Below are 23,319 nucleotides of genomic sequence, written 5' to 3'. Positions count from 1 at the left end.
AGCGCTCGCGAGCGCGGCATCCGCACCCGGCCGCATCCGTACACCGTGACCGCGGTCGCGGCCGCCCTGCGGCTGGATGCCGAGGCGGTGCGGGCCCTGCGCCGCGCCGCGGCGGGCACCGGCGGAGGGGACCGCGGCGGCGACGGCCCTATACTCGGAAATCATTACCCGGAAACTCCGCAGGAGCGCCGCATGTCCGTACGCCAGACCCTGCTGGCCATCCTCGACCAGGGAGCATGCTACGGATACCAGCTGCGCGCCGAGTTCGATCGCCGCACCGGGTCGACCTGGCCGCTGAACGTCGGGCAGATCTACAACACGCTGGAGCGGCTGGAGCGCGACGGGCTGGTCGCCCGTGGGGCACCGGATGCGCAGGGTCACGTCTATTGGCGGATCACGGATGCCGGCTCGTCCGAGGTGTCCCGCTGGCTGGGCGCCCCGGTCACCCGCGATCAGGCGACCCGCGACGAGCTGGCGATCAAGCTGGCCGTCGCCGCGACCCTCCCCGGCGTGGACGTCGCCGAGGTGATCCGCCGGCAGCGGGCGGCATCCGAGGACCGGCTGCAGCGCCTGCGCGCGTCGCGGGACGCGGCGCAGGCGACCGGGCCGGAGGAGCTGGCCCGGGCCCTGGTCCTGGACTCGATGATCTTCGCCGCTGAGGCGGAGGTGCGCTGGCTCGACCACGCCGAGCGGGAGCTGGCGCGGCATCCGCAGCACGCCATGGAGCTGCAGCTGACCACCGAGCGTCCCAAGCGCGGCCGACCGAGCAGGGCCGTCGCCGAGGGCGCGCCCGGCGCCGTGCTCGCTCCCGGTGTGTGAGGCGACGGCTGACTGTGAGTCCGCCCGCGACCGGCGGCGTGCCGCCCCGGCCTGAGTAGGATCGGGACATGGCCGGATTCTGGGACAGACGCGGACGTGAGCAGGAGGCGCAATCGGCGCAGGACGCCGATCTCGCGCGGCGGGCCGAGCAGGCCCTGGTCGCCGCGGACGAGCGCATCCGCACCACCTCGGACGAGCTGGTGTTCGCGCAGGCCGAGCTGGGCGAGTCCCTCACCGCGGACCTCCGCGCCGCTCTCGACGCCGTCCGCACCCACCTGCGCGAGGCGTTCCAGCTGCACCAGCTGAACCATGACGAGATCCCCGACACCGTCGAGGAGCTGCGCACCCGGAACGCCCGCATCGTGCAGCTGTGCGAGTGGGCGGAGAGCCTGCTGGACGAGAAGACCGCGGCGATCGCGGAGCAGGTGGCGAAGGTGCGTCGCGCACCCGAGATCATCGCGCAGGTGCGGCGGGATGCCGAGGCGCTGAGCGCCCGGGTGCCGCAGGCCCGCAGCGCCGTGGAACGGCTGTCGGCGCGGTACGCCCCCAGCGCCATGCATCAGATCGACGCGGCCGGCGACGAGGCCGAGCAGCTGATCGCGTTCGCCGTGCACGGCGCGGACGTCTCCGAGCGGCGGCGGGCCGCCCAGCAGAACGAGGAGGCGAACCTCGCCCTGGAGACGGCGACCGAGGCCCTGCGGCGCGCCGCGGCCGTGCTCGACGCCGTGGAGGATTTCGAGATCCAGGCGCTGCGCGCCGAGGCCACCCTGGCCGACGTCGTCGCCGACTCCCGCGGCGACATCGTCGCGGCGCGCTCGGCCCCGCAGACGCCCGAGGTCGTCGCGGCCGCGCAGGCGCTGGAGCGGGAGCTGTCGCAGCTGACGCCGTCAGGCACCCCGAACGATCCGTTCGCCGAGCTCACCCGGCTGCGGGCGGCCAACACCGCCCTGGACGAGGCCGTCGCCAAGGCCCGTCACCGCGCGGAGCACCCGCTGCCGAGCATCGCGCAGGTGCAGCACGCCCTGGACGACGCGGACGGTCAGCTGGGCGTGGCCCGCGGCCTCATCGCCGGGCACCGCGGCTGGATCGGCGCCGATGCCCGCACCCGGCTGGCCGAGGCCGAGCGACTCCGGGTGGACGTGCCGGCGCTGCTGCCCGCGGAGGACACCCGGGAGCAGGCGCTGGCGGCGGCGCGACGCGTCGCCCAGCTGGCGTCCGAGGCGCTGCAGCTCGCGCAGCGGGATATCGACGCGTCCCGTCCGCGCAACGACGGCTGGGGCGGAGACGGCTGGGGCGGCGGTCCCGGCTGGGGCGGCGGGCGCCGCGGCGCCGGCGGCGGCGACATCGTCTCCGGCGTGCTGGGCGGCCTCGTGATCGGCAGCATCCTGGACGGCATCTTCGACTGACATCGCCGCGGATCGGCGGTGGACGTCCCCCGCGGAACCGCGGAAGAAGAGGCGCGCCCCTCGCGGAGCGCGCCTCTCGCCGTCTGCCGGTTCAGGAGGCCATGGCCTCCTCCTCGGAGGGCGACGCCTGCGTGGTCAGGGAGATGACACCGTAGTCCCAGCCCTTGCGCCGGTACACGACGCTCGGGTGGTCGGTGCGCGCGTCGACGAAGAGGAAGAAGTCGTGGCCGACGAGCTCCATGCGGTCGACGGCCTCCTCGACGGTCATCCACTCCGGCTCGAAGTTCTTGGTGCGGATGACGACCGGCGAGTAGGCCTCCTCGTCCTCCTGCTGCACGGGGATGTGCCCGGTGGCGACGGCCTGCAGCACGTCGACCGAGGCCGGCTGCACGTCGATGCCGGTGAGCGATCCGCTGCCCTTCTCGAAGTGCGGTCCGCGCGGGTGGTGACGGCCGTCGATGCGCTTCTCCTTGGCGCGTCGCAGCTGCTCGGCGAGCTTGTCGAGCGCGAGGTCCAGGGCGGTGAACTTGTCCGCGTCGACCGCCTCGGCCCGCACGACCGGCCCCTTTCCGAGGAGCGTGAGCTCCACGGTCTCGTCCGGCACGCGGCCGTTGCGGTAGGCGCGATGGGTGACCTTGACCTCGAGCCGCAGCGCCCGCGGCGCGAGCGTCTGGATGCGCGCGATCTTCTCCTCGACAACCGTCCGGAACCGGTCGGAGATGCTCACTCCGACGCCGACGATGCTCGTTTCCATCACTGCCTCCTTGTCCCCGTCCTCCCGGCCAAGGGCGGACCGTGGTCGCCTTGTGATGCCCTACCGTAGTCGCCGTTCACCCGGATGTCACCACCCATTTCATCCCGTCCGCCCCGCCTGTTTCGTCCGCGTGCGCACCGCCCCGTGGGCGCCGCGGCGTGGCGGCGAGGACGACCGCGCCGCGCACCAGGAACCCGGCCGTCCGCAGGGCGCGCGCCGCCTCGTCGAGGGTGGCCCCGGTGGTGACGACGTCGTCCACGATCACCGCCTCCCTCCCCCGGCCCGGCTCCGCCGCGCGCAGGCTGCCGTGCACGTTCCGGGCGCGCTGGGTCCGCCCGAGGCCGCGCTGATCCCCGACCGCGCGGGTGGGGCGCAGCAGGCGTCGCGGGGTGTCGCCGGCGCGCCGGATGAGCAGCTCGGGCACCCGGTAGCCGCGGCGCCGGTAGGAGGCGCGCCCGGTCGGCACGGGCACGAGCAGCGCCGCATCCGCCCCGCGCCGCGCGTCCTGGAGGAGTGGCCGCATCGCCCCGCCCAGCGCCGCGGCGATGAGCGTGTCACCGTCCTCCTTCAGGTGGCGGATGCAGCGCGCCGGCACGCCCTCGAAGCGCAGCGCCGCATGCACCGCGAGGCCCGCCGGGGTGGTGGTGCGCACCGGGCAGGGCTGCAGGGCCGACCGGCATCCTTCGCACAGCAGCGTGCCGGGCTCGTCGCAGCCCGGGCAGCGCGCGGCCAGCAGGAAGGCCAGGGCCTCCCGCCCGAGCGCCGTCCACTGCTCCGATCGCACGCCCCGATCCTGCCGCGCCCCGCGGCCGCGCGGAGAGCGGATGCCGCCGGCTGTGCACATCCCGCGGCATCCACTCGCCCGTGCAGGAGGACGGCCGTACAGGACGACCGTGCAGGACGACGTCGCCCCGACCTGCTCAGTACCCGGCGCGGGTGCCCAGCACGAGCACGCCGGCGGTGGACTCCTGCCAGGAGGAGCCGCGCTGCGCGTACACGACGCCGCTCGAGGTGAGCACCCGCACGCCGGCGGGAGTGCTCGCCCCGGCGACCGACTGGGCCCCGACCGGCACGCCGCTGACCGTCGCGGGCCCGCCGACGGTCTGGGTCACCAGGCTCGGGTCCTGGGCATCCGTCAGCACGACGAGGGCGTCCGCCCCCAGCCATCCCAGACCCAGCGCCGGGTTCTCGATCCGACCCACCTCGTGCACGGCACCCAGCTCCACCGGCGTGCCGTCCTCGTCGCGGATGACGGCGGCGACGACGATCCGCCGCTGCCCGCCCACGCTCAGCACGGCGGCGACCCGGGCGCCGTCCGCGGAGACGCGCAGATGGCTGATGCCCGCGGCATCCGGCCATGCCTGCGCGATCTCGTGGCTGACGACCTCGGCGTCCCACGCCAGCAGCGCCTGCGGCTGGTCGCGCGGCACCGTCCAGGTGTAGCCGTACGGATCCATCGACGGCGCGGCCAGGTCCGGCCGGGTGTCGAGGACGTTGGTGTGCCCATCGCTGATCAGCGACACCGTGCCGTCGGCGAGCTGCACCGCGGCGTGCGCGCCGCCGGCCCCCACATCGATCGCGGCGATCGGCCCGGGGATCTTCCCGATCTGCGCCGTCAGCGCCGGCACCGGGGTGACCTCGTCGCCGACGGCCGTGCCGAAGGCGTCGTCGGTGAGCACGAGCACGCCGTTCGCCGGTGGCCGTTCGGCCAGCGGAGCCCGCGCGGCGTCCAGCGGGCTGCCGTCGACGAGGAGGCGCACCTCGCTGACGCCGAGGTCCGCCAGGCTCGCCTCCAGCTGGGTGCGCATCCGCGCCAGCGTCGTCGGGTCGATGGACAGGGCCGCCCGGTTCAGGGACACCTCGGCCACCTGCGACGAGTCCACCGGCACGGCGTTGCGGTCCAGGCCGATCTCGCCGGTGAAGGCCGAGCGCACCGCGGGAGCCAGCCACGGCGCCGGCTCGCCGGTGACGAGGGCGCGCGTGATCGAGGTGGCCATCGACCCGCGCCGCGGGAACCAGCGCACGTCCGGCACGAGCCGCGACCACGTGGCGTCGAAGTACTGCAGGGCGTGGCTGTCGTACACCTGGGCGAAGCTGTCCGAGTCCAGCACGATGCCGTCCGGCGCTTCCGCGATCCGCCACTCCCCGTCCACCCGCACGAGGTGGAACGCCGCCTGGGCCTGGCCGGCCTGCTCGGTGTAGGCGCCGGTGGCGTCCACGCTGGCGACCTGGTTGAACCGGACGCTGACGTCGCTCTCCGTGGCCTCCTCCTCGGCCTCCTCGGAGCCGTCGGTGCTGGCGGAGAACAGCCGGGAGAACAGGGTGTCGTCGATGGTGACACCGGTCCCCGCCTTCCAGGTGCGGGCCAGCTCCTCGGTGAGGAATTCGCGTGCGATCGCCCAGTCGCCGTCCGGGGTGACGCCCGCCTCAAGGAACCCGGCGACGATCTGCTTCGGCGAGGCGCCCTCGACCGGCTCCTCGGCCACCTCGGTGTACTCGGGCACGGTCGGCCCGTCACCCAGCGGCAGGCCGATGTTGGGCGGCCCGGATGTCGGAAGACCGGCGCATCCTGCCAGCAGCAGTGCGGCGGCGGCGAGCGCCGCTGCCCGCACGGTGCGCGTGAGCCTCATGACCCCACCTCCCCGTCCGGACCCGCTGACCCCGCGGCATCCGCAGGGGGGACGCCGATCGGCTCGGTGATGCTGCCGAGTTCGCCGAGCGTCTCCTGCGGCTCCAGCGGCACGGGGCTCGGACCCTCCATCTCCCCCGGCGTGCGCGGGATCGTGAGCACGAAGTTCGTGCCCACCCCGAGCTCGGACCACACCTCGAGTGTGCCGCCGTGCAGCTTGGCGTCGCCGAGCGCGATCGACAGGCCGAGGCCGGTGCCGCCGATGGTCCGCTTGCGGGAGGGGTCGGCGCGCCAGAACCGGTCGAACACGCGATCGGCGTCCTCCGCGGTCATGCCGAGACCGAAGTCGCGCACGCCGGCGGCGACCGCGTGCTGGTTGCTGTCCACGGTGACCACGATGGGCCGGCCCTCGCCGTGCTCGATGGCGTTGCCGATGAGGTTGCGCAGCACGCGGCGCACCCGGCGCGGATCCATGTCCACCGGGGAGTACCCGCCCGGCGCCACCAGGCGGAGTTCGGTGCCGTGCGTCTCGGCGAGCGGCCGCATCTGCTCGACGACCTCCTCCGCCAGCTGGGCCATGCTCGTCGCCTCGACCTCGAGCTGCACCGACCCGGCGTCGTACCGGCTGATCTCCAGCAGATCGGCGAGCAGGGTCTCGAACCGCTGCACTTGGGTGTGCAGCAGCTCGGCGGTGCGGGCGGTGGTCGGGTCGAACTCGTCCTTCTGGTCGTTGATCATCTCCGCCGCCAGCCGGATGGTCGTCAGCGGCGTGCGCAGCTCGTGCGAGACGTCGGAGACGAAGCGCTGCTGCACGAGCGAGAGCTCGGCGAGTTCCCGGATCTGCGCCTCGATGCTGTCGGCCATGGCGTTGAACGACCGGGCCAGCGTGGCCAGCTCGTCCTCGCCGCGCACCGGCAGCCTCACCGCCAGGTCGCCGGCCGCGAGCCGGGCGCTGGTCTCGGCGGCCTCGACGATCGGGGTGGACACCGCCCGCAGCACCAGCCAGGAGATCGCGGCGACGATGGCGACCAGCGAGATGCCGGCCAGCCACAGGGTGCGCTGCACGAAGAGCAGCGTGCCCTCGGCATCCGTCAGGTCGTACGCGATGTACAGCTCGTACACGCCGACGTGGGGCACGACGAGCTGCTGGCCGACGATGACACCGGGGGCGGTCCCGCCGGATTCCGTGGGCAGCGCCACCGATTGCCAGGCCTGACGGTCGTCGAGGTCGACCACCCGCGCGCGCAGGGCGTCGTCGATGAGCTCGGCGCTGAGCCGGTTGCGGAACCCGTTCGGGGCCACGGCGGCGTTCTCGATCCGCGACGGGAAGGCGATCAGCATGTCGGAGGAGGAGGTGCGCTGGATCTCGCGCTGCACCGACCCCCACAGCGCGCGCATGGCGGCGCGGTCGTCGCCGACCTCGCCGGAGTCGAGCACGCTCTGCGCCTGAGCGACGGCCCGCTTGGCGTTCTCCAGCGCCTCGTCCTTGCGCGATTCGAACAGGTCGTTCTGGATCACCAGCGCCATCGTGAGGCAGGTGATGAAGATCGCGAACGCGGTGAGCACGAGCGTGAGCGCGATCGTGCGGAAGCGCATCGAGCGGTGCCACAGGGATCCGATGGCCCGCGGCCATTCGCGCGGATCGCGCCACAGCGCGACCGGCGCGGGACTGGCGGTCGTCGCCGTCACGGCCGTCTCCTAGCCGACGCTCCCGGCCCGGTAGCCGACGCCCCGCACCGTCATCACGATCTTCGGGTTGTCCGGGTCGAGCTCGACCTTCGCGCGCAGCCGCTGCACGTGCACGTTCACCAGGCGGGTGTCCGCCTTGTAGTGGTAGCCCCAGACCTGCTCGAGCAGCATCTCCCGGGAGAACACCTGCTGCGGCTTGGAGGCCAGTGCGACCAGCAGCTGGAACTCCAGCGGCGTCAGCGCGATGGGCGTGGTGCCGCGGCGCACCTCGTGCGCGTCGACGTCGATCACCAGGTCGCCGATCCGCAGCACGTCACTCGCGGACGGCGTGACCGGGCGCAGGCGGGTGCGGATGCGGGCGACCAGCTCCTTCGGATTGAACGGCTTGACGATGTAGTCGTCCGCGCCCACCTCGAGACCGCGCACCACGTCCGCCGTGTCGCTGCGCGCGGTGAGCATGATGATCGGCACGCCGGACTCGGCGCGGATGCGGGTGCAGATCTCGATCCCGTCCATGCCGGGCAGCATAAGGTCGAGCAGCACGAGGTCGGGGCGGGACGTGCGCCACTCCTCGACGGCACGGGCCCCGTCCGCGCAGAACAGCGTCTCGAAGCCTTCCGTCCGCAGCACGATGCCGATCATCTCGGCGAGCGCCGTGTCGTCGTCGACCACGAGGATGCGTGAGGTCATATGGGCCCAGCCTCTTTCTTGACGGATGCGGACGGCGAAGCACCCCAGCGCGACCGCAGCTTTCCTCAGCTTACTCAAGATGCTCCCGGCGGCGGCCGAGGGGCGCGGCGCCCGATGTGACACGATGGGAGAGCACGAGGAGGGAGTGCACGTGAGCGGTCAGACCTGGACCCCCGCCCCGAAGAAGGGCGCCATCCCCCTGCATCCGATGACCTTCGGGATGCTGCTCGGGAAGGCGTTCGCCGCTCTGCGCCACAACCCCAAGGTGCTGTTCGGCTTCGCGGTCACGCTGCAGCTGGGCGTCACGATCGCCGTGGTCGCGGTGATGGCCACCGTGATGCTGATCACCTTCTCCCGGCTGGAGACGGTGCCGCCGGGGTCCCCCGACTACCCGACGATCCTCGCCGGGACGGTGGCGATCAACGCCGTGGTCGGCGTCCTGGTGGCGCTCGCGACGGTCGCCTTCACCGCGATCGTGCAGGGCATCGTCGCCGCCGACGTCTCGTACGCCGCCCTCGGCCGCAAGGCGGGGCTGCGGATGCTGTGGGCGCGCATGCGTCCGTCGTTCTGGCGGCTGTTCGGCTTCGCCGTGCTGCAGATGCTCGCCGTGATCGCGGTCGTCGCCGTCGTGCTGCTGATCATCCTCGCCCTGGTCGCGGGGGCGAGCGCCGGCGGCGGGGAGGCGCTGATCGGCATCGCCGTGCTCGTGGGCATCGTGTCGGTGCTCGGCGGCGTCGTGCTGTTCGTCTGGATCGGCACGAAGATCCTGCTGGTGCCCTCCGCGCTCGTGCTGGAGCGCGCCACGGTGCGCGGCGGCCTGGTGCGGTCGTGGCGGCTGACCCGCGGCCGGTTCTGGGTGGCGTTCGGGGTGATGTTCCTGATCGGCGCGATCATGGGCCTGGCGGCGCAGGTGGTGAGCATCCCGGGGTCGATCCTCAGCATGGTGCTCACCGGCGTGTTCGCGCCCACCGGGGCGAGCGAGCCGACCGCCGTGATCGGGCTGATCATGCTGACGATCCTGCCGCAGGTGCTCGTGCTGGCGCTGCAGGCCGTCGCCCTGGTGGTGCAGGCCACCGGCGCGACGCTGGTGTACCTGGACAGCCGGATGCGGTACGAGGGGCTGGACCAGGCGCTGATCGCGTACACCGAGAGGTCCGCCCTCGGCGCGTCCGAGGAGCAGCTCGGAGACCCGTACGCGGTGGATCCCGCCCGCGCGGTGACCGCCGGTCCCCCGCCCGCGTCGCCGCCGGCGCCGTCGTACCCGGGACCGTACCCCGCGCCGGACGCCGCGCCGTATCCCGGGCAGCCGTATCCCGGGCAGCCGTACGGAGCGCAGCCGTACGGAGCGCAGCCGTATCCCGGGCAGCCGTACGGAGCGCAGCCGCCGGCCCCGCCTCCCCCCGCGGCGCGGCCGATCCCGCCGGCATCCGACAGCCCGTGGGCGCCTCCGGGCGGATCCGCGTGATCCTGAGGGCGGACGTCTTCGTCCCGGACGGGGACGAAGCGCGGCGCTGGGCCGAGGAGGAGCTGTCGCGCCAGGAGTATCAGGCGGCGAAGCCGACCTGGTTCGACAGCCTCGCCCGCGACATCGTGGAGGGCATCGCCGACCTGTTCTCCACCGAGGGCGCCGGGAACGCGGCCCCGTTCGCCACCGCCCTCATCGTGGCGGTCGTCGTGGCGGCGATCATCGTCGCCCTGATCGTGTGGGGCCGTCCCCGCTCCCCGCGGGCGATCCGCCGACGCGACGAGCTGCTCGGAGCGCGCGACGACCGCACCGCCGCGCAGCTGCGCGCCGAGGCCGAGCGCCGCGCCCGCGACGGCGACTGGGACGGCGCCGTCGTGCTGCGCTTCCGTGCTCTGGCCCGCGGTCTCATCGAACGCGACCTCATCGATCCCGCGCCCGGGGCCACCGCGCAGGCGATCGCGCGCGAGGGCGGCGTGCCGTTCCCCGCGCACGCCGAACGGCTGCACGAGGCCGCCGTCGCCTTCGACCGGGTCCGCTATCTGCGTACGGCCGCAGGCGAGCACGACTACCGGCTCGTGGCGGACACGGATGCCGCGGTCACCGCCGCCGCCCCCGCCATCCCGGTTCCGGCGGCGGACACCCGCGGAGTGCCGGCATGAGCCCGTCCGCCCCCGCCGCACGGGCCGGGTCGCCGGATGCCGCGGCATCCGCCTCCGGGGACCTCGCCGGCGTCACGGGTACCGCCGCCCCGGATGCCGGCTCTGCCGCATCCGTCCCCGCGATCGCCGCCTCGACGGCCGTCGGACCGCCGCGCGGACGCGGGCGCCGGCTCCTCGGCTGGCTGTTCGTGCTCCTGCTGCTGCTGGGCGTGGCGCTCGTCTCGTTGCGGTTCACCGCGACCGCGCCGACCATCGGCGGCATGCTGAACCCCGACGGGCGCAACCCGCAGGGGGCCCGCGCGCTGGCCGAGATCCTCCGCCAGCAGGACATCGAGGTCACCGTGGCGCGCACCCGCGCGGAGGTGCGCGACGCCCTGCGCCCGGACTCGACCCTCGCCATGACCGATCCCTACCCGCTCAGCGACGAGGCCGTGCAGGAGCTGATCCAGCCCGCCGACCGGGTGGTCTTCCTGTCCACGAGCGCGCGCCTGCTGGAGCTCACCGGCCTCGGCGAGGACGCCTTCGGCGCCCCGCAGACCGTGGATGCCGGATGCGACCTGGCGGAGTTCGCGCGGGTCGGCGAGATCGCCCCGGACCGGATGTTCCGCCCCGCTCCCGGCGTCGCCGGCTGCTTCGCGGATGCAGACGGCGACGCCGCCGTGCTCGTCGCCGACGATCCGCGCATCGCCGTCGTGGAGGGGCGCCGGCTGTTCGACAACGAGCACCTCGCCGAGAACGGCAACGCCGCCCTCGGCCTCGCCCTGCTCGGGCAGACCGGACACGTCGTCTGGTACGTGCCCTCGTTCGAGGACTCCGACCGCGTCGGCGACCCGGAGGAGACGCTGGGATCGCTCACGCCCGAATGGGTGACCCCGGCGATCGTCCTGCTCGCCCTGGCCGCGCTGGCCGCGATCGCCTGGCGGGGACGCCGGTTCGGCCCACTGGTCACGGAGTCGCTGCCGGTCACGGTCCGCGCCTCCGAGACCATGCACGGCCGCGCGCGGCTCACCGCCAGGGCCGGGGATGCCGCGCACGCCGCCGAGGCGATCCGCACCGGGACGGTGCTGCGTCTCGGCCGGCGCCTGGGCCTCAGCGCCCGGGCATCCGCCGTGGAGGTCGCGGATGCCGCATCCGACCGCCTGCGCGTACCGCGCGGCTCCCTGCACCAGCTGCTCGCCGGTCCTCCGCCGGCGGGCGACGCCGATCTCGTCGACCTGGCCCGCAAGCTCGCCGAGCTCGAGGCGGCCGTCGACGCCGCCGTCCACACCGAAAGGAACGTGCCGTGACCGACGCGAACCAGCCTTCCGCCGCTCCCCCGGCCGGCGCTCCGGCGCCGCCGCCCGCACCGCCCGCCCCGGGTCCGGCATCCGCACCGCCGGCGGCTGCCCCGGCATCCGCGGCCCCCGCCTCCTCGGCGGCATCGGCACCCTCCGACGACGCGCTGCGTCAGGCGATGCACCGCGTGCGCGCGGAGGTGGACAAGGCGGTGATCGGGCAGGCGGGCACCGTGACCGGCCTGCTGGTGGCGCTCCTCGCCCGCGGCCACGTGCTGCTGGAGGGCGTGCCCGGCGTCGCGAAGACCCTCGTGGTGCGCTCGTTCGCCCGGGCCCTCGGCCTGGACACCAAGCGCGTGCAGTTTACCCCCGACCTGATGCCGGGCGACGTCACCGGGTCGCTCGTCTACGACGCGCGGACCGGCGAGTTCGAGTTCCGGCCGGGACCGGTGTTCACCAGCATCCTGCTCGCCGACGAGATCAACCGCACGCCCCCGAAGACGCAGGCCGCGCTGCTGGAGGCGATGGAGGAGCGCCAGGTCTCCGCCGACGGCACCAGCCGTCCCCTGCCGGACCCGTTCCTCGTCGCCGCGACGCAGAACCCGGTCGAGCACGAGGGCACGTACACGCTGCCGGAGGCGCAGCTGGACCGCTTCCTGATGAAGCTCGTCGTCGCGATGCCGGAACGGGACGCCGAGGTCGGCGTGCTACGCCTGCACGCCGGCGGCTTCTCGCCCCGTGCCCTGAGCGGGATCGCGTCCGTGGTCACCGCCGAGGAGATCCGCGCCGCGCAGGACGCCGCCGGGCGCGTGCAGGTCACCGACGACGTGCTCGGCTACATCGTCGACCTCGCCCGCGCCACACGGCAGTCGCCGTCGGTGGAGCTGGGCGCGAGCCCGCGTGCGGCCACCGCCCTGCTCGCCGCCGCGAAGGCCTGGGCGTGGCTGAACGCCTCCTCCGCCGTGACGCCGGATCACGTGCAGACCATGCTCATGCCGGTGTGGCGGCACCGCATCCAGCTCCGTCCGGATGCCGAGATGGAGGGCGTGTCACCGGATGCGGTGCTGCACGCGGTCGTCCAGCAGACGCGGGTGCCGATCTAGGTGTTCGTCACCGGCCTGCTCCCGCTGCTCCTCGCGCTCGGCGTCGTCCCGGTCGTGCTGCTGAGCGCGGCCGGCGTGCCCGCGTGGGCGGTGCTCGGCGTGTGGGTGCTGCTGTGTGCAGCGCTGACGGCGGCGGATGCGGCGCTGGCCGCCTCGCCGAGGGCGCTCGTGGTGACCCGGCGGGTGCCGAACCGGGCGCGGCTGGGCGAGCCGGTGTCGGTGAGCGTGGCGGTGCAGAACACGGGGCGGCGGATGCTGCGCGGTCTGCTCCGGGACGCGTGGCAGCCGACCGCCGGCGCACCGGAGCGGCGGACGCCGATCACGGTGCCGCCCGGGGAGCGCCGGCGGGTGGAGGTCCCGCTGCTGCCGCGGCGGCGCGGGGAGCTGGAGAGCCCGTTCGTGGTGGTCCGCTCGCGCGGCCCCCTCGGCATCGCCGGCCGGCAGGCCCGGCACGATGTGCGGGGCGCGCTGCGGGTGCTGCCGGCGTTCACCTCCCGCAAGCACCTGCCCTCGCGGCTGGCGCGGCTGCGCGAGCTGGACGGCAACACGTCGATCCAGGTGCGCGGTCAGGGCACCGAGTTCGACTCGCTGCGCGAATACGTCCGCGGCGACGATGTGCGCTCGATCGACTGGCGCGCCACGGCGCGCGCCGGCACCACCATGCTGCGCACCTGGCGTCCGGAGCGCGACCGGCACGTGGTGATCCTGATCGACACCGGCCGCACCGCCGCGGCCCGGGTCGGCGACGGCACCCGGCTGGATGCCTCGCTCGAGGCGGCCCTGCTGCTGTCCGCCCTCGCCGCGCGCGCCGGCGACCACGTGCATCTGCTGCTGTACGACCGGGTCGCCCGCGGCCGGGTCACCGGCGTGGACGGCGCCGGCCTGCTCCCGGCGATCACGGACGCGATGGCGCCGGTGCACGCGCGGCTGGTGGACACCGACTGGCACGGCGCGTTCGCCGCGATCCGGACGCTGACCACGCGCCCGTCGCTGATCGTGGTGCTCACGGCGCAAGACGCCGCGGAGTCCGCACGCGGTTTCCTCGGCGCCTTCCCCCGGGCGTCGCGGGCGACCACGGTGCTGGTCGGCTCGGTGACCGACGACGCGATCGGCGAACTGGCGCGGCGGCGCGACTCCCGCGAGGCGGTGTACCTCGCGGCCGCGGCGGAGCGGACGCTGCGCGACGCCGAGAACGTCGCCGACGCGATCCGCCGGGCCGGCGGGGAGGCGATCGCCGCCGACCCCGAGACCCTGCCGCCCCGGATCGCCGACCGCTACCTCGAGCTCAAGGCCGCCGGCCTGCTCTGAGCGCCGCCCCGCGGCATCCGCCCGGCCCCGCCCGCGGCATCCGCTCCGCGGCATCCGCTGCGCCTCGCGACGGACGGATGCCCGACGACGGACGCCCGTGGCGGATGCCGGATGCCCGAGGCACCGCGCCCGGAGACGCGGGACGGCCCCCGCCTGAGGCGAGGGCCGTCCCGGTGAGCGCAGATCAGCGCAGGTCGAAGCGGTCCAGCTCGGTGACCTTGCCCCACGCGGCGACGAAGTCGCGCACGAACTTCTCCTTCGCGTCGTCGGAGGCGTACACCTCGGCCAGCGCGCGCAGCTCGGAGTTCGAGCCGAACACGAGGTCGACGCGGGTGCCGCGGCCGACGACCTCGCCGGAGCCGTCCTTGCGGCCCTCGAAGGCGTGCGAGCCGGGGTCGAGCGGCTTCCAGGTCGTGCCGAGGTCGAGCAGGTTCACGAAGAAGTCGTTCGTGAGCACGCCCGGACGGTCGGTGAACACGCCGTAGGCGGAGCCGTCCCAGTTCGCGCCGAGGACGCGCAGCCCGCCGACGAGGACGGTCATCTCCGGCGCGGTCAGCGTCAGCAGGTTCGCCTTGTCGAGCAGCAGGTGCTCGGCGGGGATGCGCGCGACGTCCTTCGAGACGTAGTTGCGGAACCCGTCGGCCTGCGGCTCGAGGTAGCTGAACGAGTGCACGTCGGTCTGCTCCGGCGTGGCATCCGTGCGACCAGGGTGGAACGGCACCTCGACGTCGACGCCGGCGACCTTCGCGGCCTTCTCGACCGCGGCGTTGCCGGCGAGGACGATGAGGTCGGCGAGCGAGACGCGCACGTCGTCGGTGCGGGACTCGTTGAAGCGCTGCTGGACGCCCTCGAGCACCTCGAGCACGTGCGCCAGGCGGGCCGGGTTGTTCACCTCCCAGTCCTTCTGCGGGGCGAGGCGGATGCGGGCGCCGTTGACGCCGCCGCGCTTGTCGCTGCCGCGGAAGGTGGACGCCGCCGCCCAGGTCACCGAGACCAGGTCGGACACGCCGAGGCCGGACTCCAGGATCTGCGCCTTCAGCGCCGCGGCGTCCGCGGCGTCGATGAGGGCGTGGTCGACCGCCGGCACCGGGTCCTGCCAGACCAGCTCCTCGGCCGGGACCTCCGGGCCGAGGTAGCGGGCGCGCGGACCCATGTCACGGTGCGTGAGCTTGAACCAGGCGCGGGCGAACGCGTCGGCGAAGGCCTCCGGGTCGTCCTTGAAGCGGCGCGAGATCTTGCCGTACTCCGGGTCGAAGCGCAGCGCCAGGTCGGTGGTGAGCATGCGCGGCTCGCGGCGGCCGGCGGAGTGCGCCATCGGCACCATGTCGGCGCCGGCGCCGTTCACCGGACGCCACTGCTTGGCGCCGGCCGGGCTCTCGAACAGCTCCCAGTCGTACGCGTACAGGATGTGGAAGAACTCGTTGTCCCAGCGGGTCGGGTGGTAGGTCCAGGTGACCTCGAGGCCCGAGGTGATCTGGTCGTCGCCCTTGCCGGTGCCGAAGTTGTTCTTCCAGCCCAGGCCCTGCATCTCCAGGCCCGCCGCCTCGGGGTTGGCCTCGAGGTGCTCGTCGGATGCCGCGCCGTGGGTCTTGCCGAAGGTGTGGCCGCCGGCGATCAGGGCGACGGTCTCCTCGTCGTTCATCGCCATCCGCCCGAAGGTCTCGCGGATGTCGCGGGCCGCGGCGATCGGGTCGGGGTTGCCGTTCGGGCCCTCCGGGTTGACGTAGATGAGACCCATCTGCACCGCCGCCAGCGGCTTCTCGAGCTCGCGGTCGCCGGAGTAGCGCTCGTCGCCGAGCCAGGTGGTCTCCGGACCCCAGTACACGTCGTCGTCCGGCTCCCATGCGTCCACGCGGCCGCCGGCGAAGCCGAAGGTCTTGAAGCCCATCGACTCGAGCGCGACGTTGCCGGCCAGGATCATCAGGTCGGCCCACGACAGCGACTGACCGTACTTCTTCTTGATCGGCCACAGGATGCGGCGCGCCTTGTCGAGGCCGACGTTGTCGGGCCAGCTGTTCAGCGGCGCGAAGCGCTGCTGGCCGGTCCCGCCGCCGCCGCGGCCGTCGGTGACGCGGTAGGTGCCGGCGCTGTGCCAGGCCATCCGGACGATGAGCGGGCCGTAGTGGCCGAAGTCGGCGGGCCACCAGTCCTGCGAGGTGGTGATGACCTCCTCGATGTCCTTCTTCACGGCGTCCAGGTCCAGCGCCTCGAAGGCAGCCTTGTAGTCGAAGCCCGGGTCCAGCGGGTTCCGCTCGGCGGTGTTCTTGGCGAGGATCTTCAGGTTCAGCTGCTCGGGCCACCACACGCGGTTGGCCGAACCCATGGTCGGGTGCGGCTGGGCGTGGATGACCGGGCAGGCGCCCGCGTCGTCCGCCTCGACCGGCTCCTCGGTCACCGTCTTGGACTGGTCGATTCCGGAGGCGTCGTCACCGATACCTGGGATCTGAACGTCGGTCATGGATGTCCTTCCGTTCATGGGTGGGGTCTCTGGGGTGGGGTCGTCAGGCCGCGTCGGAGGCGCACCGGGCGCACAGGCCCCAGTACGTGACCTCCGCGACGGCGACCCGATAGCCGCGCGCGTCACCGGGCAGCAGACAGGGCGCGTGCCCCACCGCGCAGTCCACGTCCTCGATGGCGCCGCACTGCGTGCACACGAGGTGGTGGTGGTTGTCATCGACGCGCAGCTCGAACATCATCGGATGCCCGGCCGGCTCGATCCGGCGCACCAGCCCCGCGGCGGCGAAGTCGCCGAGGGCGTTGTACACCGACTGCAGGCTGGTCGGCGACGACAGGGCCGCGTGCACATCCTCGGCCGTGGCGTGCGGATGCGCGGCCAGGGCCTCATAAACGGCGCGGCGCGACTCGGTGATGCGCAGCCCTGCACCGCGGATCGCCTCGTCGGCGGAGCGGAGTGCGGGGGCGGTCATGTCCCCCATCTTCGCACTTCTTTTGAACTCTTCAAAACAACGGCGTGTCGTGGCGCGTCGTGGCGCGTCGTGGTCCGCGGGCGGGCCGGACCGCTCGGCGTGCCGCGTGCGCGTCGGGCATCCGGCGCGGGATCATGTGGAGCAGCAGCCGGCGTCCCACCCGACGTCCCGCCGGCGTCTCCCGAAGGACAGGCCCATGAGCGACTCCCCCACCAGCACCAGCACCGCGGTCTCCACCCCGACGCTGGGCGCCCGGCTCGCGGCGGAGGGGTTCGGCGCCCTCCTCCTCGTGTTCGGCGGCGTGGGCACCGCCCTGTTCGCCTCCAGCCGCTTCACCGAGCCCGGCTCGACGGCGACCGTGTACCTGGCCGTCGCTGTCGCGTTCGGGCTGGCGCTGATCGTGGGCCTGTACGCGTTCGGGCCGGTCTCGGGCGGCCACTTCAACCCGGCAGTGACCCTGGGGATGGCCGCGGCCGGCCGCTTCCCGTGGCGCGACGTCGGCCCGTACGCGGTCGCGCAACTGGTGGGCAGCGTGGTCGGGACCACCCTGCTGGTGCTGGTCGGGATGTTCGGTCCGGAGACGTGGCTCGCCGCCGCCCAGGACGCCGGGTTCGCCAGCAACGGCTGGGACGCGCAGTCGCCCGGCGGGTTCGGGATGCTCGCGGCGGTGGTGATCGAGCTGATCCTCACCGGCCTGCTCCTCTTCGTGGTGCTCGGCACCACGCATCCGGAGCGGTCCACCCGCTTCGCGGGGCTGGTGATCGGCCTCGCGCTGACGGTGATCCACCTGGTCGCGATCCCGGTCGACGGCGCGTCGGTCAACCCGGCGCGCTCGATCGCCACCGCGATCTACGGCGGCATGGGCCCGCTGTCGCAGCTGTGGGTGTTCCTGGTGTTCCCGGTGGTCGGCGCGATGCTCGCCGGGTACGCCTACCGGGCGCTGTTCGACGGCCGCTCCCCCACCGGGCGCTGACCGCGATCCCTGCCTGGCCGAGAAGGTCGGCCCGGCACGGAGTCAGCCCGCCACGAGGGTGGGCGTGCCCGCCTCGTACTCGACGAGGTCGCCGCTCTCGCCCCGGCGCACCGCTCGTCGACCGGTCACGAGCATGTAGAACAGGAACGCGCCCAGCGCCGCCGCACCGATGACGAGCTTGACCGGCGAGGGCAGCGCGGAGCCGGTGACGAAGCCCTCGACCAGGCCGGACAGCCCGAGCGCGAACACCAGCCCGATCGCGACGGTGGCCAGCGCCCGCCCCTCTGCGGCCAGCGCCGCCCCGCGGGTGCGCGGGCCGGGCGCGACCCACGCCCAGAACACGTGCAGCCCGGCGGCGGCCGCCACGAACAGGCAGGTCAGCTCGAGCATCCCGTGCGGGAGGATGTGCAGCAGCATCACGTCGAGGTAGCCGTAGGAGGCCATCACGGCGGTCGCGACGCCGATGCCGATGGCGTTCTGCGCCAGCATCCACACCGGCCACACGCCGCTGACGCCGAAGAGCACGCACTGCATCGCCAGCCAGGCGTTGTTGGTCCACACCATCCCGGCGAAGGAGGCGGCGGGCTGGTAGTACTCGACGAAGTCCTCCTCGGCGTACTGCTGGAGCACGTCCGGCGGGCCCAGGGTCGCGACCCGTTCGGGGTCCGCGGCGATCCAGGCGCCGGTGATGGCCCAGATCAGCACGAACGCGAGGGCGATGACGAGCGTGGTCCACCGCACCCGGTAGAGCGCGGCGGGGAGCTGGGATCCGAAGAATCGCGTGGCCTGGGTGAGGATGCTGTCGGAGGCGCCGGTGAGGCGCAGCCGGGCGGCGGCGAGGATCGTGGACAGGTAGGCGCCCTGCGGCGAGTCGCCGACCGAGGTCTTCAGCTCGGCGAGATCGGCGGATGCCGCCCGGTACCGGACGATGAGCTCGTCCACCTGCGCGCCGTTCAGCCGATGCGCCCGGCTCAGAGCGTCCAGCCGCTCCCACTCGGGGCGGCGGGCGTCGCTGAGCGCGTCGGCATCCACCTGATTTACTGTACTCATGTCCACGCCGATCGCCGACGAGCAGGAGATCCTGTCCGGCGAGGCCGTCGCGATCGATGTGCAGCCGGTCGGCTTCCTGCTGCGCGCGGCGGGGGCGCTGGTGGACATGATCCTGGCGTTCCTGGTGTTCCTCGCGTTCGTGATGCTGCAGCTGTGGCTCGGCGATCTCGGGCTGCTCGGGGAGCACGGCTTCCGGATCTTCACCGTCGCGGCGATCGTGATCAGCTTCCTGGTGCTGCCGGTCACCGTGGAGGTGGCGACGCGGGGGCGCAGTCTCGGCAAGCTCATCGTGGGCGGCCGGATCGTGCGCGTGGACGGCGGGGCGATCACGTTCCGGCACAGCTTCATCCGCGGGCTTCTGGGCGTGCTCGAGATCTATTTCACCTTCGGCGGCCTGGCCGTCATCACCGGCGCGCTCACCCCGAGGTCGCAGCGCCTGGGCGATCTTGTCGCCGGCACCTACGCGCAGCGGGTGCGCACGCCGCGCCTCGTGCCGCACGCCCCCGCGCTCTCCCCCGCGCTGTACGACTGGGCCGGGATCGCGGACGTCGCCCGGCTCCCGGACCGGCTCGCGCGGCGCGTGTCGCAGTTCCTCGCGAACGCGGAGCGGATGACGCCGACCGCCCGCGACCGGGTCGCGCGCGAGCTGGCCGTCGAGGTCGCCCCGTTCGTCGCCCCGCTGCCCTCGGCGCCCCCGGAGCAGCTGCTGAACGCCGTGGCGGCGCTGCGCCGTGAGCGCGAGGCGCGCGCCCTGGCGATCGCAGACGAGCGTGCCGAGCGGCTCACCGGCCGCCGCATCCGGGTCTGACCCGGCATCCGCGTCAGAACCGGATCGCGTCGATCACCTTCACCCGCAGCGCGACCAGGGCCGGGACGAGACCGGCGAGCGCCCCCACCACGACGGCGGCCAGCAGCCCGGTCAGCGCCGCCCGCATCGGGAACGGCGGGACGTCCACGAGGGCGGGGAACATCATCCCGGTGACCCAGCCCGAGCGCAGCACCGCGACGACGAGCGCGATCCCGACGACGCCGGCGACCGTGGTGGCCACCAGGCTCTCCAGGAACACCGTGGTGAACACGCGTCCGGCGGTGGCGCCGAACGCCCGGCGCACGCCGATCTCCCGCACGCGCTGGCGCATCGCGACGAGCTGGATGTTGATCAGGCTGAGCGCGCCGAGCGCGAGGATGAGCGCGGCGACCCCCGCCATGATCGTCTCCGCCATCTGCACGGAGTCGAGCATGCCCGGCTGCGCGGCCCAGTCGCTGCGCCGCACCTCCACCGCGGTGCCCTCCGGCAGCCCGGCGCGCAGGTCCATCGCCAGCACCGGTCCGATCGCCCCGGCCTGCGGCGTCGGCACCCAGATGTCGTAGCGGGTCGTCGTGCCCTCCGGCAGCGCGTCCACGCGGAGCCGGTAGGCGTCGTAGAGCAGATCCACGCTCGGCTGCTCGTCGAACGGGTTCTGCCGCGGGCGCACGCCGACCACCTGGTACGTGCCGCCGCCCTCGCCGCCGATGGTCAGCGTCGGGTGCTGGGACAGCGGCACGCTGCCCAGCCGCTCCCACAGCGGCTCGCTGATGATCGCCGGCGGCGCCATCGCCTCGACGTCCTCGGGGCGGAACTCGCGTCCTTCGAGCAGCTTGTCGCGGTGGATGACGGCGTACCCCGGGTCGATCAGCCGCACCGGCGTGAGCTTGAAGCCCTCGGACGACTGCACCGGCAGCTGCATGCCCTCGGCGATGCGCGCGACGTGGCTGAAGCCGTAGCGCTCGCCCACGGTGAGGAAGTGGGCGTGGAAGGCCTCCAGATCGGGCCCGTGCTCTCCCCCGCCCATCGGGACGACCGCGATCGTCGCCGCGCGCCCTCCCCAGCGGTCGGACTCCTCGAGCATCGCCTGACGCTGGTACTCGGTGATCGCCACGACTGCGGTCAGCGCCGCCACCGACACCGCGATGCCGATCAGGCTCAGCAGCACCCGCATCTTGTGCACGCGGATCTCGGCCCAGGCGTCCGCGAGCGCGCCGAGCACGCCCGTCATGCGATCAGCTCCCCGTCGGCGGAGGGGACGGATGCCGCAAGCGGCGTGTGCTGCAGCGTCGAGGCCTCGAACGCGCGGCGCAGGTCGGCGGGCGCCAGGACGCCGGCGTCCAGCCGGTAGTGCCGCCGCGCCCGTGCCGCGACGTGGAGATCGTGGGTGATGGTGACCAGGGCCGCGTCGGTCTCGGTGGCGACCTCGTCCAGCAGCGCCATCACGGTCGCGCCGGTGTCGATGTCCAGTGCGCCGGTGGGCTCGTCGGCGAGGATGAGCACGGGACGGCGGACCAGGGCACGCGCGATCGCGACGCGCTGCTGCTCGCCGCCGGAGAGCCGGTCGGCGATCTGGTCGACCCGGTGGCCGAGCCCGACCCGCTCCAGCATGTCGGCGGCGATCCGACGGCGGTTCCAGAACTGCCGGCCCCGGGCGTGGCCCAGCGGCATCATGACGTTATCCAGGGCGGTGCGTCCAGGCAGCAGGTTGAACTGCTGGAACACGAAGCCCACGTTGGCGCCGCGCAGCCGGTCGAGCCGGCCCGGCCGCATCCGCCGCACCTCGCGGCCCTCGAAGGAGACGCTGCCGGTGGTGGGCGCGTCCAGCATCCCGAGGATGTTCAGCAGCGTGGACTTGCCGGAGCCGGAGCGGCCCACGATCGACACGTGGTCGCCGGCGGCGACCTGCAGCGACACGCCGCGGAGGATCTCGAGCAGGCTGTCGTCGGGGAGCCGGACGCTCTTGGTGACGTCCTCGAGGGCGACGAGGGTCACCAGCTGGTCCCGCTCTCGCAGAACTCGCCGCCCATGCCGTCCGGGTAGCACATCTCCTCGACCGGGGCGGCGAAGCCGGGCACGTACTGGCGGATGCTGTCGCCCTCCGCGAGCCCCTCGACGACCTCCACCTGCTGACCGTCGTTGATCCCGAGCGTCACCGCGCGCTCCTCGGGCTCGGAGCCGTCGCCGGCGTCGACCCACACGGTGCCGGTGCCGGCGCCGCCCTTGACCGCGGTCACCGGGATGACGAGCGCGTCGTCCACCTTGCCGAGCGCCAGATCGACGGTCGCCGGGAGTCCCGCGAACACGGTCTGGCCGGCGGGCACGGCGCAGCGCACGCTGGCGGTGCCGTCCTCGGCGATCTGCACGCGGACGCCGGTGCAGGCGAACGGGGCGGGCCCGCCCGCGATCGTGACGGTGGCTTCGCCGGGGGCGTGCACCAGCCGGTACAGCTGCTCCGGCTTGACCGTGGCGAGCACGTGGTGTCGGGCGGGCGCGAGACGGTACAGGTCGGCGCCGATCGTGAGGGTCTGCCCCTTGACGACGGCGAGCTCGCCGACCTCTCCGGCCTCCGGGGCGACGATGTCGAGGGTCCGCTTCTTCGGGTGCTCCTGGCTGACGGTGAACAGCACCTGGCCGGCGGCGACCGTCGCGCCGTCGGCGACGTGCACGGCGGTGATGGTGCCGTCGATCTCGCTGCGGACGGGGTAGGTCTCGTCGCGGGCGATGCTGCCCTGCAGGCTCAGCTCGTTGACGATCGACCCGCGGGCGACCGGGATGACCGGATCGGTGACGGCGCCGGCCGGAGCGGGCGCGGCGGCCTCGACCGTGTCCGGGAAGAAGGCGATCTTCACCAGCGCGGCGGCGCAGGCTCCGAGGACGATGAGCAGGATGACCGGGAGCACGACCCGACGCCAGACCAGCATGGCTGCCTTTCCGGGCGGCACCCCCCTGGGCCTCCCGGGGTCAGCCTATCCGCACGCCCCGCTGCAACATCCGGTGCGACACGCTGCCGTCACGCGGCGGGAGCGCCTCAGGCGCGGAGGGCCTCGTGCCGGACCACCAGCCAGCCGGCGGGGACGGACAGCCGATCCGCGTGCGGTGCGCAGAGGTCGTGCGCGTGGGGATGCCCGGCCGGGCCGAGCGGGCCGAGGGCCGCCATCTGGTCGCCGTAGTCGTAGGTCAAGGTGGCGACGGCCTCGCGCGCGCAGCCGACCTTCGAGCAGAGTCGTTCGTCCATCGTGCTCCAGCGTAGGCCCGCCCCCGCCGGCCGAGCGGATGCCGCGCGGCAGCGCCTAGACTTTCGGCATGCCCCGCCATCGCCCCGCCCGACCCGCAGCGCCTCGCGGCGCGCGGCACGGCCGGCACGGCCGGCTCGGCCGCAGCGAGGTGGTGCGTCCGCCGCTGCCGCCGCTGGACGGGCGGATCGACCGGTTCGAGGTGACGGTCGGCGGGGCGGTGGAGTTCCTGCGCAGCACGTGGCCGGAGCTGCGTGACGTGCGCTTCGAGGTGGCCGCGATGCCGACGCACGACCGTGGCGACGGCATCCCCCGCTGGCGGGTCGAGCCGAACGAGCAGCGGATCTCGCTGTACCGCGTGCCCATCGAGCGGCTGCTGCCGAAGGGGCACGACGACGCCGCACATCGGCGCGTCGCGATCGAGAGCGCCGTGTTCCACGCCGCCGCCGAGTACGTCGGGCGCGAGCCGTGGGAGCTGGGGCCGGACATCGACGGGTACTGAGCGGGTAAGGCGTTTCGTCTCGCTCCGGCT

General features: G+C 73.7%; 22 protein-coding genes. 10 read left to right on the top strand and 12 right to left on the bottom strand.

Annotated elements, in window-relative coordinates; translation table 11 throughout:
• Nucleotides 1-192 precede the first annotated feature (192 nt).
• Both JRG78_RS04130 and JRG78_RS04125 read left to right on the top strand, forming a co-directional pair.
• A complete protein-coding gene (locus JRG78_RS04130; protein WP_272653789.1) occupies nucleotides 193-819 on the top strand; it encodes a PadR family transcriptional regulator in 627 nt (208 codons plus the stop codon).
• Nucleotides 820-887: 68 nt separating this feature from the next.
• Nucleotides 888-2,225: a hypothetical protein gene (locus JRG78_RS04125; RefSeq protein WP_259607765.1), complete on the top strand. Its 1,338-nt coding sequence runs from the start codon at nucleotides 888-890 to the stop codon at nucleotides 2,223-2,225.
• A 91-nt stretch (nucleotides 2,226-2,316) separates the two neighbouring features.
• On the opposite strand, the gene hpf is transcribed toward JRG78_RS04125, so the two are convergent.
• From hpf to mtrA, 5 genes are all read right to left on the bottom strand, one after another.
• Nucleotides 2,317-2,979, bottom strand: coding sequence for a ribosome hibernation-promoting factor, HPF/YfiA family (gene hpf, locus JRG78_RS04120; protein ID WP_259607764.1), 663 nt, complete (start codon nucleotides 2,977-2,979; stop codon nucleotides 2,317-2,319).
• A gap of 76 nt (nucleotides 2,980-3,055) precedes the next feature.
• Nucleotides 3,056-3,763, bottom strand: a complete 708-nt coding sequence (locus JRG78_RS04115; RefSeq protein ID WP_259607763.1) for a ComF family protein — start codon at nucleotides 3,761-3,763, stop codon at nucleotides 3,056-3,058.
• A 136-nt stretch (nucleotides 3,764-3,899) separates the two neighbouring features.
• On the bottom strand, nucleotides 3,900-5,609 hold the full coding sequence (locus tag JRG78_RS04110) for an LpqB family beta-propeller domain-containing protein (protein ID WP_272653681.1): 1,710 nt from the start codon (nucleotides 5,607-5,609) through the stop codon (nucleotides 3,900-3,902).
• Complete coding sequence (mtrB, locus tag JRG78_RS04105; RefSeq protein ID WP_259607761.1) at nucleotides 5,606-7,297, bottom strand: MtrAB system histidine kinase MtrB; 1,692 nt, start codon at nucleotides 7,295-7,297, stop codon at nucleotides 5,606-5,608. Before mtrB ends, JRG78_RS04110 begins: the two co-directional genes overlap by 4 nt.
• A gap of 9 nt (nucleotides 7,298-7,306) precedes the next feature.
• Nucleotides 7,307-7,987: an MtrAB system response regulator MtrA gene (gene mtrA, locus JRG78_RS04100; RefSeq protein ID WP_259607760.1), complete on the bottom strand. Its 681-nt coding sequence runs from the start codon at nucleotides 7,985-7,987 to the stop codon at nucleotides 7,307-7,309.
• Between the two features lie 151 nt (nucleotides 7,988-8,138).
• Here mtrA and JRG78_RS04095 point away from each other — a divergent pair, with 151 nt between their 5' ends.
• The 5 genes from JRG78_RS04095 (at nucleotide 8,139) to JRG78_RS04075 (ending at nucleotide 13,796) form a co-directional block, all read left to right on the top strand.
• The gene (locus JRG78_RS04095; RefSeq protein WP_259607759.1) at nucleotides 8,139-9,452 is read left to right on the top strand and encodes a hypothetical protein; all 1,314 of its coding nucleotides are present in this window, start codon (nucleotides 8,139-8,141) and stop codon (nucleotides 9,450-9,452) included.
• Nucleotides 9,449-10,111 (top strand): DUF4129 domain-containing protein, encoded by a 663-nt coding sequence (locus JRG78_RS04090; RefSeq protein WP_259607758.1) that lies wholly within the window; start codon nucleotides 9,449-9,451, stop codon nucleotides 10,109-10,111. The genes JRG78_RS04095 and JRG78_RS04090 overlap by 4 nt, the downstream gene beginning before the upstream one ends.
• Nucleotides 10,108-11,397 (top strand): DUF4350 domain-containing protein, encoded by a 1,290-nt coding sequence (locus JRG78_RS04085; RefSeq protein ID WP_259607757.1) that lies wholly within the window; start codon nucleotides 10,108-10,110, stop codon nucleotides 11,395-11,397. The genes JRG78_RS04090 and JRG78_RS04085 overlap by 4 nt, the downstream gene beginning before the upstream one ends.
• A 167-nt stretch (nucleotides 11,398-11,564) precedes the next feature.
• The gene (locus JRG78_RS04080; RefSeq protein ID WP_259608123.1) at nucleotides 11,565-12,488 is read left to right on the top strand and encodes an AAA family ATPase; all 924 of its coding nucleotides are present in this window, start codon (nucleotides 11,565-11,567) and stop codon (nucleotides 12,486-12,488) included.
• Nucleotides 12,489-13,796, top strand: coding sequence for a DUF58 domain-containing protein (locus JRG78_RS04075; RefSeq protein WP_259607756.1), 1,308 nt, complete (start codon nucleotides 12,489-12,491; stop codon nucleotides 13,794-13,796).
• 184 nt (nucleotides 13,797-13,980) lie between these two features.
• Here the strand turns inward: JRG78_RS04075 and katG are convergent, their stop codons facing one another.
• Together katG and JRG78_RS04065 are read right to left on the bottom strand one after the other, a co-directional pair.
• Nucleotides 13,981-16,254: a catalase/peroxidase HPI gene (katG, locus tag JRG78_RS04070; RefSeq protein ID WP_259607755.1), complete on the bottom strand. Its 2,274-nt coding sequence runs from the start codon at nucleotides 16,252-16,254 to the stop codon at nucleotides 13,981-13,983.
• A gap of 43 nt (nucleotides 16,255-16,297) precedes the next feature.
• Nucleotides 16,298-16,732, bottom strand: coding sequence for a Fur family transcriptional regulator (locus JRG78_RS04065; RefSeq protein WP_272653680.1), 435 nt, complete (start codon nucleotides 16,730-16,732; stop codon nucleotides 16,298-16,300).
• A gap of 187 nt (nucleotides 16,733-16,919) precedes the next feature.
• Here JRG78_RS04065 and JRG78_RS04060 point away from each other — a divergent pair, with 187 nt between their 5' ends.
• A complete protein-coding gene (locus JRG78_RS04060) occupies nucleotides 16,920-17,696 on the top strand; it encodes an aquaporin (RefSeq protein WP_259607753.1) in 777 nt (258 codons plus the stop codon).
• 42 nt (nucleotides 17,697-17,738) lie between these two features.
• Here the strand turns inward: JRG78_RS04060 and JRG78_RS04055 are convergent, their stop codons facing one another.
• Nucleotides 17,739-18,728 (bottom strand): stage II sporulation protein M, encoded by a 990-nt coding sequence (locus JRG78_RS04055; RefSeq protein ID WP_272653788.1) that lies wholly within the window; start codon nucleotides 18,726-18,728, stop codon nucleotides 17,739-17,741.
• Between the two features lie 16 nt (nucleotides 18,729-18,744).
• Between JRG78_RS04055 and JRG78_RS04050 the strand changes: the two genes are divergently transcribed.
• Nucleotides 18,745-19,554 (top strand): RDD family protein, encoded by an 810-nt coding sequence (locus JRG78_RS04050; protein WP_272653679.1) that lies wholly within the window; start codon nucleotides 18,745-18,747, stop codon nucleotides 19,552-19,554.
• A gap of 13 nt (nucleotides 19,555-19,567) precedes the next feature.
• Here JRG78_RS04050 and JRG78_RS04045 read toward each other — a convergent pair whose 3' ends face one another.
• From JRG78_RS04045 to JRG78_RS04030, 4 genes are all read right to left on the bottom strand, one after another.
• Nucleotides 19,568-20,782: an ABC transporter permease gene (locus JRG78_RS04045; RefSeq protein WP_259607751.1), complete on the bottom strand. Its 1,215-nt coding sequence runs from the start codon at nucleotides 20,780-20,782 to the stop codon at nucleotides 19,568-19,570.
• The gene (locus JRG78_RS04040; protein WP_272653678.1) at nucleotides 20,779-21,546 is read right to left on the bottom strand and encodes an ABC transporter ATP-binding protein; all 768 of its coding nucleotides are present in this window, start codon (nucleotides 21,544-21,546) and stop codon (nucleotides 20,779-20,781) included. The genes JRG78_RS04045 and JRG78_RS04040 overlap by 4 nt, the downstream gene beginning before the upstream one ends.
• Entirely contained in the window at nucleotides 21,543-22,475 is a 933-nt protein-coding gene (locus JRG78_RS04035) for an efflux RND transporter periplasmic adaptor subunit (protein WP_272653677.1), read from the bottom strand. The genes JRG78_RS04040 and JRG78_RS04035 overlap by 4 nt, the downstream gene beginning before the upstream one ends.
• Nucleotides 22,476-22,582: 107 nt before the next feature.
• Nucleotides 22,583-22,789, bottom strand: a complete 207-nt coding sequence (locus JRG78_RS04030) for a DUF3499 domain-containing protein (RefSeq protein ID WP_259607748.1) — start codon at nucleotides 22,787-22,789, stop codon at nucleotides 22,583-22,585.
• Nucleotides 22,790-22,857: 68 nt separating this feature from the next.
• Here JRG78_RS04030 and JRG78_RS04025 point away from each other — a divergent pair, with 68 nt between their 5' ends.
• Entirely contained in the window at nucleotides 22,858-23,289 is a 432-nt protein-coding gene (locus tag JRG78_RS04025) for a hypothetical protein (RefSeq protein WP_442927326.1), read from the top strand.
• The last annotated feature ends 30 nt before the right edge of the window (nucleotides 23,290-23,319 follow it).

Origin of the sequence: Microbacterium sp. EF45047, assembly GCF_028472845.1 — a bacterium.
GTDB lineage: Bacteria > Actinomycetota > Actinomycetes > Actinomycetales > Microbacteriaceae > Microbacterium > Microbacterium neungamense.
This window is presented reverse-complemented; position numbering and strand designations above follow the sequence as displayed.

Coding starts and splice junctions, on each gene's coding strand:
- JRG78_RS04130 (WP_272653789.1), top strand. CDS start 193: ATGTCCGTACGCCAGACCCTGCTGGCCATCCTCGACCAGGGAGCATGC.
- JRG78_RS04125 (WP_259607765.1), top strand. CDS start 888: ATGGCCGGATTCTGGGACAGACGCGGACGTGAGCAGGAGGCGCAATCG.
- hpf (WP_259607764.1), bottom strand. CDS start 2,979: ATGGAAACGAGCATCGTCGGCGTCGGAGTGAGCATCTCCGACCGGTTC.
- JRG78_RS04110 (WP_272653681.1), bottom strand. CDS start 5,609: ATGAGGCTCACGCGCACCGTGCGGGCAGCGGCGCTCGCCGCCGCCGCA.
- mtrA (WP_259607760.1), bottom strand. CDS start 7,987: ATGACCTCACGCATCCTCGTGGTCGACGACGACACGGCGCTCGCCGAG.
- JRG78_RS04085 (WP_259607757.1), top strand. CDS start 10,108: ATGAGCCCGTCCGCCCCCGCCGCACGGGCCGGGTCGCCGGATGCCGCG.
- JRG78_RS04080 (WP_259608123.1), top strand. CDS start 11,565: ATGCACCGCGTGCGCGCGGAGGTGGACAAGGCGGTGATCGGGCAGGCG.
- katG (WP_259607755.1), bottom strand. CDS start 16,254: ATGACCGACGTTCAGATCCCAGGTATCGGTGACGACGCCTCCGGAATC.
- JRG78_RS04065 (WP_272653680.1), bottom strand. CDS start 16,732: ATGGGGGACATGACCGCCCCCGCACTCCGCTCCGCCGACGAGGCGATC.
- JRG78_RS04060 (WP_259607753.1), top strand. CDS start 16,920: ATGAGCGACTCCCCCACCAGCACCAGCACCGCGGTCTCCACCCCGACG.
- JRG78_RS04050 (WP_272653679.1), top strand. CDS start 18,745: ATGTCCACGCCGATCGCCGACGAGCAGGAGATCCTGTCCGGCGAGGCC.
- JRG78_RS04045 (WP_259607751.1), bottom strand. CDS start 20,782: ATGACGGGCGTGCTCGGCGCGCTCGCGGACGCCTGGGCCGAGATCCGC.
- JRG78_RS04035 (WP_272653677.1), bottom strand. CDS start 22,475: ATGCTGGTCTGGCGTCGGGTCGTGCTCCCGGTCATCCTGCTCATCGTC.
- JRG78_RS04030 (WP_259607748.1), bottom strand. CDS start 22,789: ATGGACGAACGACTCTGCTCGAAGGTCGGCTGCGCGCGCGAGGCCGTC.
- JRG78_RS04025 (WP_442927326.1), top strand. CDS start 22,858: ATGCCCCGCCATCGCCCCGCCCGACCCGCAGCGCCTCGCGGCGCGCGG.